The sequence below is a fragment of the Nocardioides sp. Root140 genome, from assembly GCF_001426745.1.
GTDB lineage: Bacteria > Actinomycetota > Actinomycetes > Propionibacteriales > Nocardioidaceae > Nocardioides.
The window spans coordinates 995,574-1,008,791 of sequence record NZ_LMFI01000010.1 but is presented as its reverse complement, the minus strand read 5'-3'; the positions used below and the strand labels follow the sequence as shown (position 1 = coordinate 1,008,791).

Here is a 13,218-nt window from a genome sequence, read left to right as displayed (position 1 = left end):
AATATTTGGAGAAGGGCAAAGTTGAGTGGAACAGACTCAACTTCTGGCGCGTTGAGATGAATGACGGACACACTGGGTGCCGTCACACTCACGCATGAGGGGGCCCTCGACCTATGAGCACTTTCGGTGCCGAGAAGTTCACCACCCGGAGCCGCGCGGCGATCGAGGCCGCGCAAGTGTCGGCGACCACGGCCGGCAACTCCCAGACCGACCCGTTGCACCTGCTCGTCGCGCTGCTGCGCGACCAGGAGGGCACCGCGCGCAACCTGGTCACCAAGGCGGGCGCCGACGTCAACACACTCACCCTGAAGGTCGAGCAGGCGATGGCCGCCTTGCCCAGCGCGAGCGGTGCGACCGTGCAGCAGGCCGGCGCCTCCGCCGCGCTGACCCGGGTGCTGGCCGGCGCGATCGACCTGGCGTCGTCGATGAAGGACGACTTCGTCGCCACCGAGCACCTGCTGATCAGCCTGGCCACCGTCGAGAGCCAGGCCCGTACCCTCCTGACCGACGCCGGCCTCACCGAGGACGGACTGCGTGAGGGCCTGACCGCCGTACGCGGCAACCGTCGGGTGACCAGCCAGGACGCGGAGTCGACGTACGAGTCGTTGGAGAAGTACTCCGTCGACCTCACCGCAGATGCCCGCGACGGCAAGATGGACCCCGTCATCGGCCGTGACGCCGAGATCCGCCGGGTCATCCAGGTGCTCTCGCGGCGCACCAAGAACAACCCCGTCCTGATCGGCGAGCCCGGCGTCGGCAAGACCGCCGTCGTCGAGGGCCTGGCCCAGCGCGTGGTCGCCGGCGACGTGCCCGACTCGCTCAAGGGTCGGCGCGTGCTCAGCCTCGACCTGGCCGCGATGGTGGCCGGCGCGAAGTACCGCGGCGAGTTCGAGGAGCGGCTCAAGGCCGTCCTCGAGGAGATCAAGGACGCCGGTGGCCAGGTGGTCACCTTCATCGACGAGCTGCACACGGTCGTCGGTGCCGGCGGAACCGGCGACGGATCGATGGACGCCGGCAACATGCTCAAGCCCATGCTGGCCCGCGGCGAGTTGCACATGATCGGTGCCACCACGCTCGACGAGTACCGCGAGAACATCGAGAAGGACCCGGCCCTGGAACGGCGCTTCCAGCAGGTCTTCGTCGGCGAGCCGTCGGTCGAGGACACCATCCAGATCCTGCGCGGCATCCAGGAGAAGTACGAAGCCCACCACGGCGTCCGCATCACCGACGCCGCCCTGGTCGCCGCGGCCACCCTGAGCGACCGCTACATCACCGGGCGCCAGCTGCCGGACAAAGCGATCGACCTGATCGACGAGGCCAGCTCGCGGCTGCGCATGGAGATCGAGTCGTCGCCCGAGGAGATCGACCAGCTGCGGCGTTCGGTCGACCGGCTCAAGATGGAGCAGTTCGCCCTCGAGAAGGAGAGCGACCCGGCCAGTGTCGAGCGGCTCGAGAAGCTGCGCGCCGACCTCGCCGACTCCGAGGAGCAGCTCCGCGGGCTCGAGGCCCGTTGGGAGCGCGAGAAGACCTCACGCGAGGGGGAGGGCGAGCTGCGTCGCCAGCTCGACCAGCTGCGCAGCGAGGCCGAGAAGCTCCAGCGCGAGGGTGACCTCGACAAGGCCAGCGAGATCCTCTACGGCCGGATCCCGGCACTGGAGGAGCAGATCCGTACCGCCGAGTCCGAGGAGGCTGCCGAGACCGCCGAGATCGAGCCGCTGGTCGGTGAGGAGGTCGGCGCCGAGCAGATCGCCGACGTCGTCGAGGCCTGGACCGGCATCCCCACCGGCAAGATGCTCCAGGGAGAGACCTCACGCCTGCTCGACATGGAGGCCGAGATCGGCCAGCGGTTGATCGGCCAGGAGGCCGCCGTCAACGCCGTGAGCGACGCCGTACGCCGGTCGCGTGCTGGCGTCTCCGACCCCAACCGGCCCACCGGGTCGTTCCTGTTCCTCGGCCCGACCGGCACCGGCAAGACCGAGCTGGCCAAGTCGCTGGCCGACTTCCTCTTCGACGACGAGCGCGCGATGGTGCGCATCGACATGAGCGAGTACGCCGAGAAGCACTCGGTCTCGCGCCTGGTCGGTGCCCCTCCCGGCTACGTCGGGTACGACGAGGGCGGCCAGCTCACCGAGGCGGTGCGGCGTCGGCCCTACTCCGTCGTGCTCCTCGACGAGGTGGAGAAGGCGCACCCCGAGGTCTTCGACGTCCTGCTGCAGGTGCTCGACGACGGTCGGCTGACCGACGGGCAGGGTCGCACCGTCGACTTCCGCAATACCCTGCTGATCCTGACCAGCAACCTGGGCTCGAACTTCCTGGTCGACCCGTCGCTGTCCCCGGAGGCGAAGCACGAGTCGGTGATGGGCGTCGTACGCGGCCACTTCAAGCCGGAGTTCCTCAACCGGCTCGACGAGATCGTCATGTTCGAGTCGCTCAGCAAGGAGGCGTTGACCCACATCGTCGACCTCCAGCTCGCGCTGCTCGAGAAGCGGCTGGCGGTCCGCCGGATCACGATCTCGGTCACCGACGAGGCGAGGACCTGGCTGGCCGACCAGGGCTACGACCCGGCGTACGGCGCCCGTCCGCTGCGCCGGCTGATCCAGACCACGATCGGAGACCCGCTGGCCCGGCTGCTGATCGGTGGCCAGGTCGCCGACGGCGGCTCGGTGACGGTGTCGGTCGGCGACGACGGCCTTGTGCTGACAGCGGGCTGAGTCCGGGCTGATTGTCACCGTGTCGGCGCGGGCGCCGAGACTGCGATGACGCCGTCGGCCACCTCGGTGCTCCCGTCGTCACCGACCAGGGTCAGCGTTCCGGTGGCCCGCTGACCCTGGGACTGGCCGGACGGCGGGGCGCCGGAGTCGGCGACCAGCTCCACGTGTGCACCTGAGGGCAGGTCGCGGGCACCCAGCACGGGCCGCCCGTCGTCGAGCACCCACGTGTCACCGTTGAGGCGCCACTGCTGGATCGGGATCTCGGGCGTCGTGCCGGCCTCCCAGTCGCAGTCGAGGCGGTGGGAGCTGGCGCGCAGCACTCCGTCGTCCCCGAACCACACGTCGTCGATGGTCTCGATGTACATGAAGTCCTGGGCGGACTCGGGGAACATCGCGGAGGTGTCCGTCTCCAGAGGTTTCGCAGGGTTGGCGGGATCGACCAGGAGCACCTCGGCGCCCTGCGTGCAGGCGCCGCCGCTGCCGTAGGCCACCACGGCCGCGCGCGGACCGCCGTACGCCGTCTCGCCGGCGTACGCCATGTCACCCACCGAGCTGCCGACCAGGGTGTCGCCGACCTGGGTGGCGATGCCGTCCTCGTCGAACAGGTAGAGGTCCGCCGCGCCGTGGGCTCCTGCCTCCTCCTCGTTGTTGCCGGAGGCCAGCACCTGGTCGCCGGCGGCGGCGACGGTGTACCAACTGACCCCGAGCGAATCCCTCGGTGTGAACGTCTCCGTGGTGTCGAGGGCTCCGAGCCGGCGCCACTGCATCGGCTGGAGCGCCGGATAGGTCACGCCCTGGTTCACGGTGATGACCTTGTCGTCCCAGGGCAGTGCGGCCGTCGGCGCGCACTCGGCGCACGGGGTCCGTGTCGTGGTGCCCTTGTCGACGTCGACCAGGGTCAGTGTCGCGCCGTCTGCCACCGCCAGTCGGCTGCCGTCGTCGCTCCACGCCATCGCGGGCTCCTCCCACGCCTGCATGGCGGCGGTCTTCACCGCGGTGACCCGCTTGCCGTCCTTCATGACCACGATCTGGTCGGCGGTCGCGTAGGCGAACACGTCGGGCGTCACGGCGACCTGCTGGGTCGCCGGGCCGTCCTCGTCTCGGTTGGCCACGTAGACGCCGGCCGCGGTGCTGGCGGCGACCACGGAGGCGACGCCGATCGCGGCGACCTTCGCGACGCCGATGCCGCCGATCGTGGCGCTGGCGCCACCGGCACCTGCAGCTCCACCTGCAGCTCCGCCGGCCGCTCCACCCGCGGCTCCACCCGCCGCTCCGCCAGCCGCTCCACCCGCGGCTCCACCTGCAGCTCCACCCGCCGTGCCGCCTGCGGTTCCCGCCACGCCGATTGCTCCACCTGCCGACCCGGCGACCCCGGCGGCACCGGCCGCTCCACCCACCACGGCCGCCGTGCCGAGCATGCCGGCACCGGCGGGCAGGGCCGCGATCACGGCACCGATCACGCTGCCCAGGCTCGCACCGGCCAGCCACGCGGGGCCGTACTTCGCACGGGCCGCGTGCTCGAGGCTGTTGTGGAAGGCCGTCGCGTTCTGGTGCCGCACCGACGGGTCCTTGGCGAGGTCCTGCAGGCAGATGCCGGCCAGGTCCTCGCCGAGGTCGGGCACGGTCGCCCGGGGATCCGGGACCGGCTGGGTGAGGTGCAGCTGGGCCGTGAGGTCGGCCGTCTCGCCCTTGTAGGGCTGCCGTCCGCAGAGCAGCTCGAAGAGGACCACGGCCGTGGAGTAGATGTCGCTGCGCGCGTCGACGTGGCTGCCGGCCACCTGTTCGGGGCTGATGTAGGCCGGCGTCCCCGACCACGTGCCCGGCCCGTCGAGGCGGCGCGGTGGGCCGGCGAGCCCGAAGTCGATCAGCCGGGACGTGCCGCTGGAGTCCACGAGGATGTTGTCCGGCTTGAGGTCGGCGTGCACGAGGCCGGCGGCGTGTACGGCGGCCAGGCCGTGCAGGGCGCCGTACAGCACGCCGAGGGACTGGGGTCCGTCGAGCCGACCGCGCTGCCTGAGCACCTGTCGCAACGAGGCGCCTTCGACGTAGTCGGTGACTATCGCGGCCAGCCCGGGATCGTCGATCACGTCGCGCACCCGCACCACGTTCGGGTGGTCGACCCGGAGCATCGCCGCGGCCTCGGAACGGAACATCGCCCGCAGCCGCCCGTCACCGGGCAGGTTGAGCACCTTGATCGCGACGGTCTCGCCGGTGCCGGGGGCGGAGCCACGGTAGACGGTGCCGAATCCGCCCGCGCCGAGGATCCCGCTGATCCGGTATCTGCCGATGCGTTCCATGGACCACATCCTCGGTCATCGGCCCGGTCCCGGCCATGGGCGGATCGACCCCAAACATGTGGGTAGTCGGCGGGGTCGCGTGTGACAGGATCGGAACGATGATCCGGTTGAGCCTCCAGGACGGCACCCAGCACCATCTGCTGGAGGTGGAGCGACTCCCGGCCCGTATCGGCCGCTCAGCCGAGTGCGACGTACGGCTGCCCGGCGACGCCACGGTGTCGCGCGTGCACGCGTTCGTCGTGTCCACCGAGCACGGGCTCGAGATCCAGGACGCCGGCAGCCGCAACGGCACCTTCCTCAACGGTCAGAGAGTCGAAGGGAGCGCACTGCTCACCGCCGCGGACCGGGTGCGGATCGGTCCGTTCGTGCTCAGCCTCGTGGGCGACGGCGACGACCAGCAGGAGACGGTCGAGGCCGGTGGGCCGGCGGCCTCCCGGGTGCGCATGGAGACCGGCCTGTCCGCACGCGAGATCGAGGTGCTGGGCCTGGTGGCGGCAGGATGCACGGACCAGCAGGTCGCGGAACGACTCTTTCTGAGTGTGAAGACCGTGCACTCGCACCTGGACAGGATCCGGGACAAGACCGGCTGCCGGCGCAGGCCCGAGCTCGTCCGCTTCGCCCTCGACCACGGGATCGTCTGACGCCCGCCGGAAGGTGCGTGTTGGTCGCCCTGAGAGACTGGGCCGCATGACGCAGAGCAGCGCCCCCGCGAGACCGCCCCAGGTGACCATGGCCGGATGGATGACGGTCGGTGCATCGCTCTTCATGCTGGTCAACGTCTTCACCTACGTGTCCCAGCTGCGCACCATCGAGAACCGCGAAGCCGTCGCGAAGACGCTCTCCCGGGACCCGCTCAAGGGCATGGGCATCGACCTCGAGCAGGCGCTCTCCATGCTGCACGGCGCGTCCCTCGTGGCCGGCGCCTGTGCGGCGGCCACGGCGATCCTCGGCTGGTTCGCCCTGCAGCGCAACCACCACGCCCGTATCGCGCTGAGCGTGCTCGTGCTGCCCCTCTTCTTCACCGGCCTGGTGGCCAGCCCGTTCCTCTCGTCGATGATCGCCGTCTCGGTCGTGCTGCTGTGGGCCCGTCCGGCCCGCGACTGGTTCAACGGCGTCACTCCGGAGCCACCGGCCCGGAAACCCGAGCAGCCTTCCTCGTCGGTGACACCACCGCCGCCCCCGGAGGAACCGCGCGCCTTCGAGGGCTTCGGCCAGTCACAGCCGACCCGTCCCAGCGATCCGACGCAACCGGTGTCGATGCAGTCGATGCCGCCGTTCCCGGCTGCCCGGCCGGTGCGACCGGGTGAGCTGCTGCAGGCGTGCATCATCACCTGGATCATGAGCGGTGTCGTGCTGCTCGGCATGGCGATCGTCGTGATCGGCCTGCTCACGACGCCCGATCTGCTCAAGGACGTCTACGAGAGTGACTCCCGCTTCGGCGAGTCCGGCGTCAGCGTCAGCCAGCTGAAGGTCGCCTCGATCGTGATGGCGTTGGTCTTCTCCGCATGGTCGGCCGTCGCGATCGTGCTGGCGTTGTTCGTCTTCAACGGCCACAACTGGGCGCGGATCACTCTCGTCGTCTCCGGCTCCGTGGCCGGCTTGCTCAGCCTGGTGCTGGTGATCAGCTCGCCGGTGCTGCTCGTGGTCACGGCGGCCTGCGTGGCCACTGTCGTGCTCCTGCTGAGGCCGCCGTCGACGCAGTTCTGCAAGCGCTAGCAGGGCACCTAGGCGCGCAGGTCCGCCGCGGACAGCCGGTCGATCCCCTCCGCGATGACGTCGGGCTCCTTGCAGAACGCCCAGCGGATCAGGTGCCGTCCCTCCTCGAGGTCGTCGTAGAACGCCTGGCCCGGAATGGCCACCACTCCGGCGCGCTCGGGGAGGGCCCGGCAGAAGGCGTCGCCGTCGGCCCAGCCGAGTCGGCGTACGTCGGTGGTCACGAAGTAGGTGCCCTCCGGGACGCGTACGTCGACGTCAAGCTTGTCGAGCCCCGCGCACAGCTGGTCGCGCCGGTCCTGGAGCGAGCGGGTCAACCCGACATAGAAGTCGGACTCGTGGTCGAGTGCGTGGGCGACCGCGGGCTGGAGCGGCGTGCCGCTCGAGAACGACAGCCACTGCTTCGCCCCCAGCACCGCCTGCACGAGATCGCGCGGACCGGTGGCCCAGCCGATCTTCCAGCCGGTGAAGGAGAACATCTTGCCGGCGCTGGAGAGCGTGACCGTGCGCTCGAACATGCCGGGCAGGGTGGCCAACGGGATGTGTTCGTGGTCGTCGAAGACCAGGTGCTCGTAGACCTCGTCGGTGACCACCAGCAGGTCGTGCTCGACCGCCACGTCGGCGATCGCCTGCAGCTCGTCGCGGTTCAGCACGGTGCCGGTCGGGTTGTGCGGAGTGTTGACCAGCAGGAGCTTGGTGCGGTCGGTGACCGCGGCCCGGAGCGCGTCTACGTCGAGCCGGAAGTCCGGAGCACGCAGGGTGACCGGGCGTCGTACGCCGCCGGCGAAGGCGATCATCGCCAGGTAGGAGTCGTAGTAGGGCTCGAGGACGACGACCTCGTCGCCCGGGTCGACGAAGGCCAGCAGCGCGGCGGCGATGCCCTCGGTGGCGCCGGTCGTGACGACCACGTCGTGGCCGGGGTCGAGCTCGAGGCCGTAGTGCCGCGCCTGGTGGGCGGCGATCGCCTCGCGCAACGGGAGGATGCCGCTGCCGGGGGCGTACTGGTTCTCTCCCGCGCGCAGGGCGGTCACCGCGCGTTCGACCACCGAGGCCGGGCCGTCGACGTCCGGGAAGCCTTGGCCGAGGTTGATCGCACCGGTCGCGACCGCCAGCGCGGACATCTCGGTGAAGATCGTGGTCGGAATGCCGTCGAGTCGTTTCGCTGGGCGTGCCATGCGTTTCAGGGTAGTCGGGCACAATCGCGGCATGACCTCGACGACCCTGCCGCGCGGCCGTTCCCGAACCTGGTGGGCCGGGCTCGTGCTGCTCGTCGGTGGGCTGGCCGTCCTCGGCTGGGTGGCCTGGCAGTTCTGGGGCACCAACTGGGTCTCGCACCGCGCCCAGGACCGCATCGTCAAGCAGGTCGAGAAGAAGTGGGAGGCCGACAGCGTCGACGTCGTCGAGGTGCCCGAGGGGAACGTCAGCGCGCTGATCCGCATCCCGGAGTTCGGTGACGACTACGTGATCCCGGTGCTCGAGGGCACCTCGGACGACGTGCTGTCGTCGGGTTTCGGGCACTTCGACGACACGGCAGGGCCGGGGGAGGCGGGCAACTTCGCGCTGGCCGCCCACCGCATCACGCACGGCGAACCGCTGCGTGACATGCCCAATCTCGAGGCCGGCGACGAGGTCGTCGTCGAGACCCGCGACGCGACGTACACCTATGTGCTGACCACCGGCGGCGACGACCTCACGGTGTCGTTCGAGGACGGGTGGGTGCTCGATGCGCTCCCGAAGAACCCCGAGAAGGGCGGCGTCCAGCCCGACCAGCGCCAGGGCCAGAAGCTGATCACGCTGACCACCTGTGCCGAGCTCTTCCACACCGACGAACGACTGGTGGCGTTCGGCGTGCTCAAGGAACGCACGCCGCGCTAGACGGGATCCTTGGAACTCCGGTGACGCCACCACTCGAAGAGCATCGGGAGCACCGAGATCGCCACGATCACCAGGATCGCCGCCTCGATGTTGTGCTGCAGGAACTCGACGCCACCGAGGAAGTAGCCGAGCACGGTGATGCCGGTGGCCCAGAGGACGGCACCGACGGCCGACCAGAGGAAGAAGTGTCGTCGGTCCATCTTGCCGACACCGGCCACCAGCGTGATGAACGTGCGCACGATCGGCACGAAGCGCCCCAGGACCAGCGCCTTCGCACCGTGCCGGTCGAAGAACGCCTCGGTCTTGGTGAAGTGCTCCTGCTTGAGGAAGCGGCCGCGGTGCTCGTAGATCTTCGGGCCGATCGCCCGGCCGATCTCGTAGCCGGTGATGTTGCCGAGCAGGGCCGCGGCCGAGAGCAGGACGCAGGCCACCACGATGTTGACGTCGATGCCGGCCTCGCCGGCGCCGGAGCGGTGGATGAACAGGCCCACGCTGAACAGCAGCGAGTCGCCGGGCAGGATCGGGAAGAGCAGTCCGCACTCGACGAAGACGATGGCGATGCTGACCCAGAACATCTCCTGGCCGAACTTGTCGAGCAGCCACTCGGGGTCCATCCAGCTGATGCCGAGCAGCAACGGATGCAGGAGGTCGGGGATCACGCGCGCAACCCTAGCCGGGCGCACTCAAGCGCGGGCCGGGCGCACTCATGCGCAGGGAAAACAGCGGCCCGTGTCCAATGGGGGACATTTGGACACGGGCCGCTGGGCTTGTGCGGGCTGGATCAGGCGCGGCGCCTCCGCTCGCGCATCATCAGCCAGGCCCCGAGGACCACGAACAGTCCGCCGACCACGCCGTACAGGCCGCTACCCGAAGGTGCGCCAGTGTTGGGCAGGACGCCGTCGTGGGTCTTCGGTGCCGCGTGGGTCTTGGGTCCGTCGGTCTTGGGCCCGTCGTGCGTCTCCGGCCCGGTCTCGGGCTGCTGCGGGTTGGCGCACGCCGTCGTCGCCTGCGGGTACGCGACGACCAGCTCGTAGTGCGGGTTGACCTCGAAGGTCACCTTCACTCCGTCTCGGGTCCAGGCGTAGTTGCCGGTCGTCTCCGTGTAGCTGCCGTCCGGGTTGCGCACCCAGCCGGGCCAGCCGGCGGGATCCACCGAGGCACCCGGCCACAGGAGCTTGCCCGACAGCGGCTGCCCGGTGACGACGTAGTCCTTGCCGCTGGGGTTGACGAACGTGATGGTCACGTCGGTCGGTCCCACGTAGCCCTCCTCGAGGATCAGTGCGTAGCTGAGGTAGGGCACGGCGTCGACACACGTCGACTCGATCGCACCCGGCTCGAGCGTGCACTCCTCGCCGGAGTCGGCGGAGGGCTGGAACCGCACCTCGGTGACGCCGGGGCCGAAGGCCGCGCCGTTGATCGCAGTGGCGACCGCCTCACCGGTGACCTCGTCGACGGACCACGCGACGTTCTCGAGCGTCGGGAAGGTGTCCCACTTGACGTTGTTCGTCACGTTGCCCGGGTTGCACACGTCGAGCTCGGCCGGCTGTGCCGGGACCTCCAGGCAGCTCGGGGCTGCGGGGATGTCGACCTCGAAGGTCCAGTAGGCGTCGGTGTTCTCGTAGCCGGCGAGGACCGTGGCGGTCAGGGTGCCGGACAGCGGACCGGCGTACGTCCCCGGTGCGACCGTCTTGCCGTCGAGGGCGTAGACGACGCCCTCGGTGGCCGGGACGGTCAGGGTGCCCTCGACCTCGCAGCCCGTGGACTGCGTGACCTCCGGGTCCACCGGTGCGGCGCAGATGATGCCGTTGTCCGTGGGCAGCGGGTAGCGCTTCTCGGCCGGTGGCCTGGTCGACGGACCACTCGATGTTGGCCAGCGTCGGGAAGGTGTCCCAGGCGACGTTGGTGGTGGTGCCGGCCGGGTTGCAGGCATCGAGGGAGACCGGCTGTGCCGGGACGTCGATGACACACTTGCCGGTCGCCGCCGCCACGGTGAGGTCGGAGTAGGTCAGCGCCGTGGTCTCGGAGACCCCGTCGCTGAACACGTGCCCGGTCTCGGCGGTGTAGGTCACCTCGTGGGTGCCCGGCCCGAAGACCGTGGTCCCCGTGATTGCCTCGCCGTCCACGGTGACCGTGGTGTGGGCGGGGACGGTCACCGTGAGGGAGCCGTCGTCGAAGCAGGTCGGCGGGGCCGGCGCCGGTGACAGCGGCACCTGGAGGCAGGTGAGGGCGGCGGGGATGCCGACCTCGAACTCCCAGTAGGCGTCGGTGTTCTCGTAGCCGGTCTCGACCGTGGCGGTCAGGGTGCCGGAGATCGGACCGGTGTGCGTGCCGGCCGTGATCGTCTTGCCGTCGAGGGCGTAGACGACGCCTTCGGTGGCCGGGACGGTCAGGGTTCCCTGGACGTCGCAGCCCGTGGACTGCTGGACGTCGGGGTCGACGGGTGCGGCGCAGATGATGCCGTTGTCGGCGGGCAGCGGGTAGCGCTTCTCGGTGGCGCCGCCGGCGAAGGCCGGTGGCCTGGTCGACGGACCACTCGATGTTGGCCAGCGTCGGGAAGGTGTCCCAGGCGACGTTGGTGGTGGTGCCGGCCGGGTTGCAGGCATCGAGCGAGGCCGGCTGGGCCGGGACGTCGATGACACAGTCACCGGTCTGCGCGAGCACCGTGATGCCGTCGTACGTCTTGGACGACAGCTCGACGAACGAGGCCGAGAAGACGTAGCCGTCTTCGGCGGTGTACACCACGTCGTACGAGCCGGGGCCGTAGACGGTCGTGTCCGTGATCTGCTCCCCGTTGACCGTCACCGCGGTGTGGGCGGGGACGGTCACGCTGAGGGAGCCGTCGTCGAAGCAGGTCGGGGCGGTCGGCACGGGTGCGGCCGGAACCTCGAGGCAGGACGTTGCTGCGGCGAACGTGTGCTGGTAGGTCGCCGTGCCGTCCTGGTTCACCGTCCAGCCCGCTGTCGGGCCGAAGGCGTACGTCGCATCGGGTGTGGCGGTGATCGTGACGGTCGTGGCCTCGGTGCCGCTGGAGGCGGGCGAGATCACGTAGCCGACGTGGTCGGTGTCGGCCACCGAGATCGACCAGGGCACGTCACACGAGGTGCTCGGCTGGGCCACCGGGGCGGCCGGGTGGATCACGGTGACGCACGGGACGTCCGTGTTCTCTGTGTAGTGGACCGTGTAGGTCGCGGCGTTGCCGGGGAACACGTTCGGCGCGACGGCTGTGAAGGTCGCGGTGCCGTCTCCGTTGTCGATGCCGGTGTACTTCGGCGACGTCGAGAGCGTCACGGTGTCGTTCGCCGTACCGCAGGGGTCGGCAGGGTCGACGGTCGGAAGGTCGTCGATCACCACGGGACAGTTCTTCGGCGTGGTGAACGTGTGACTGAAGGTCACCGTCGTCTCGGGCGTCGAGCCGGTGACCAGGAAGCGGTACGGCGGGATCACGGTGTAGGTGACGGTGAAGGTGCCGCCCGGGGACAGGCTGCCCGACGTCGAGACGGTGGCCCGCGTCGAGGGGTACGTCGCCAGGACGTAGGTTCCGAGCGGGCTGGCACAGGTCGGCTCACCCCACGTGGGAGCGGCCGGCGGGACGATCAGGATCGGGCAGTCGTTCGTGGTCGGCTTCGAGGCCGCACCGGTGTCGAAGCCGTAGACGTAGCTGGACCCCTGGGCGTCCTCGAAGCCCCAGGTGCCGGGCTCGCGGTTCTCGTTGTAGGCCACCGAGTTGACGGTCTGCGCCTTCTCGTTGTCGCTGGGTGTGCGGGAGTACTTGCACACCCAGACCTTGGAGTCGGTGGTCTCGATCGTCGTGGGCGCCGACACCGTCGTGGTGGTGCGGGCGGTCGGCGCGGACTTCTTGGGAGTGGTGGCGGGCTCGGCCTGCTGTGGCTCGGCCTGTCCGGGGTCTTCTGCGTCGGCCTTGGCGGGCTCCGGCGCGGCCTCTTCCGCAACAGCCTCTTCGGGCGCGGAGGCCTCGGTGGCAGGCGTCTCGGTGGACGTGTCGGCAGCGGCCTCGCCGGCGGCGGTCTCGCCGGCGGCGGCGTCGACAGCGGCGGTGCCGTCTGCGCCGGTGCCCGCGCCGCCCTCGTCGTCGGCGGAGGCCGGAGCGGTCAGGCCGGCCACGGCGGCCAGCGTGATCAGGAGGACGACGGCCAGATGGGCCAGGAGTCGTCGAACGATGTGGGCGCGATGAAGCGCCGAAGAGCTTGCCACGGGATCCCCCCAGGATCAGTTCCGTGTGCACGCGTCACTGAAGAACGTATGCGGTGCCGTGTGGTCGTCCGGTCGAGCCCCGAGTGTGCTGGTCGCGAAGAGACCGACACGCAGCGCGGTCCCCCACTGGGTGCGCAACGGTCAAGTGTGTCCGTGGCAGGTGCCCCGGACGTGTCTCGTGCTCAGACTGATCTGCGGTCCCCCCGGCTGCGCCGGCGCGTCACTGTCGTGATGTAAGTCGCCGGACATCACCCGGATTTCCCGATCCCGGCGATGTCACTGGCCGCAACCGTAGGGGACCCCTCAGACAGTTGAAGGTGCAATCTCCGTGATCCGGGTCAAGATGGCTCGAATGGACCATGTACGAACCACCCGGTTGCGCGGGACGAACACCCGTCCGTGGGCGTAAC

At 69.9% G+C, this 13,218-nt stretch carries 9 protein-coding genes; 4 read left to right on the top strand and 5 right to left on the bottom strand.

Annotation, left to right across the window (positions count from 1 at the left end):
• The first annotated feature begins 113 nt into the window (after window positions 1-113).
• A complete protein-coding gene (gene clpB, locus ASD30_RS15200) occupies window positions 114-2,711 on the top strand; it encodes an ATP-dependent chaperone ClpB (RefSeq protein ID WP_056683034.1) in 2,598 nt (865 codons plus the stop codon).
• Window positions 2,712-2,725: 14 nt separating this feature from the next.
• Here the strand turns inward: clpB and ASD30_RS15195 are convergent, their stop codons facing one another.
• Complete coding sequence (locus ASD30_RS15195) at window positions 2,726-5,008, bottom strand: serine/threonine-protein kinase (protein ID WP_056683032.1); 2,283 nt, start codon at window positions 5,006-5,008, stop codon at window positions 2,726-2,728.
• A 98-nt stretch (window positions 5,009-5,106) separates the two neighbouring features.
• On the opposite strand from ASD30_RS15195, the gene ASD30_RS15190 reads away from it, so the two are divergent.
• Together ASD30_RS15190 and ASD30_RS15185 are read left to right on the top strand one after the other, a co-directional pair.
• Entirely contained in the window at window positions 5,107-5,649 is a 543-nt protein-coding gene (locus ASD30_RS15190) for an FHA domain-containing protein (protein WP_056683029.1), read from the top strand.
• A gap of 46 nt (window positions 5,650-5,695) precedes the next feature.
• The gene (locus ASD30_RS15185; protein WP_156393663.1) at window positions 5,696-6,724 is read left to right on the top strand and encodes a hypothetical protein; all 1,029 of its coding nucleotides are present in this window, start codon (window positions 5,696-5,698) and stop codon (window positions 6,722-6,724) included.
• Between the two features lie 8 nt (window positions 6,725-6,732).
• Here the strand turns inward: ASD30_RS15185 and ASD30_RS15180 are convergent, their stop codons facing one another.
• A complete protein-coding gene (locus ASD30_RS15180) occupies window positions 6,733-7,896 on the bottom strand; it encodes a pyridoxal phosphate-dependent aminotransferase (RefSeq protein WP_056683023.1) in 1,164 nt (387 codons plus the stop codon).
• A 31-nt stretch (window positions 7,897-7,927) separates the two neighbouring features.
• Here ASD30_RS15180 and ASD30_RS15175 point away from each other — a divergent pair, with 31 nt between their 5' ends.
• Window positions 7,928-8,596, top strand: coding sequence for a class E sortase (locus ASD30_RS15175; RefSeq protein ID WP_056683019.1), 669 nt, complete (start codon window positions 7,928-7,930; stop codon window positions 8,594-8,596).
• Here the strand turns inward: ASD30_RS15175 and ASD30_RS15170 are convergent.
• From ASD30_RS15170 to ASD30_RS26920, 3 genes are all read right to left on the bottom strand, one after another.
• Window positions 8,593-9,255 (bottom strand): DedA family protein, encoded by a 663-nt coding sequence (locus ASD30_RS15170; RefSeq protein ID WP_235532595.1) that lies wholly within the window; start codon window positions 9,253-9,255, stop codon window positions 8,593-8,595. The genes ASD30_RS15175 and ASD30_RS15170 overlap by 4 nt on opposite strands.
• Before the next feature lie 122 nt (window positions 9,256-9,377).
• Window positions 9,378-10,379 carry an LPXTG cell wall anchor domain-containing protein gene (locus tag ASD30_RS15165; protein ID WP_056683016.1) on the bottom strand — a complete coding sequence of 334 codons (1,002 nt, stop codon included), beginning with the start codon at window positions 10,377-10,379 and terminating at the stop codon, window positions 9,378-9,380.
• Window positions 10,328-12,808 carry a hypothetical protein gene (locus ASD30_RS26920; protein WP_056683013.1) on the bottom strand — a complete coding sequence of 827 codons (2,481 nt, stop codon included), beginning with the start codon at window positions 12,806-12,808 and terminating at the stop codon, window positions 10,328-10,330. Before ASD30_RS26920 ends, ASD30_RS15165 begins: the two co-directional genes overlap by 52 nt.
• Window positions 12,809-13,218: the final 410 nt, after the last annotated feature.

Coding starts and splice junctions, on each gene's coding strand:
- clpB (WP_056683034.1), top strand. CDS start 114: ATGAGCACTTTCGGTGCCGAGAAGTTCACCACCCGGAGCCGCGCGGCG.
- ASD30_RS15195 (WP_056683032.1), bottom strand. CDS start 5,008: ATGGAACGCATCGGCAGATACCGGATCAGCGGGATCCTCGGCGCGGGC.
- ASD30_RS15190 (WP_056683029.1), top strand. CDS start 5,107: ATGATCCGGTTGAGCCTCCAGGACGGCACCCAGCACCATCTGCTGGAG.
- ASD30_RS15185 (WP_156393663.1), top strand. CDS start 5,696: ATGACGCAGAGCAGCGCCCCCGCGAGACCGCCCCAGGTGACCATGGCC.
- ASD30_RS15180 (WP_056683023.1), bottom strand. CDS start 7,896: ATGGCACGCCCAGCGAAACGACTCGACGGCATTCCGACCACGATCTTC.
- ASD30_RS15175 (WP_056683019.1), top strand. CDS start 7,928: ATGACCTCGACGACCCTGCCGCGCGGCCGTTCCCGAACCTGGTGGGCC.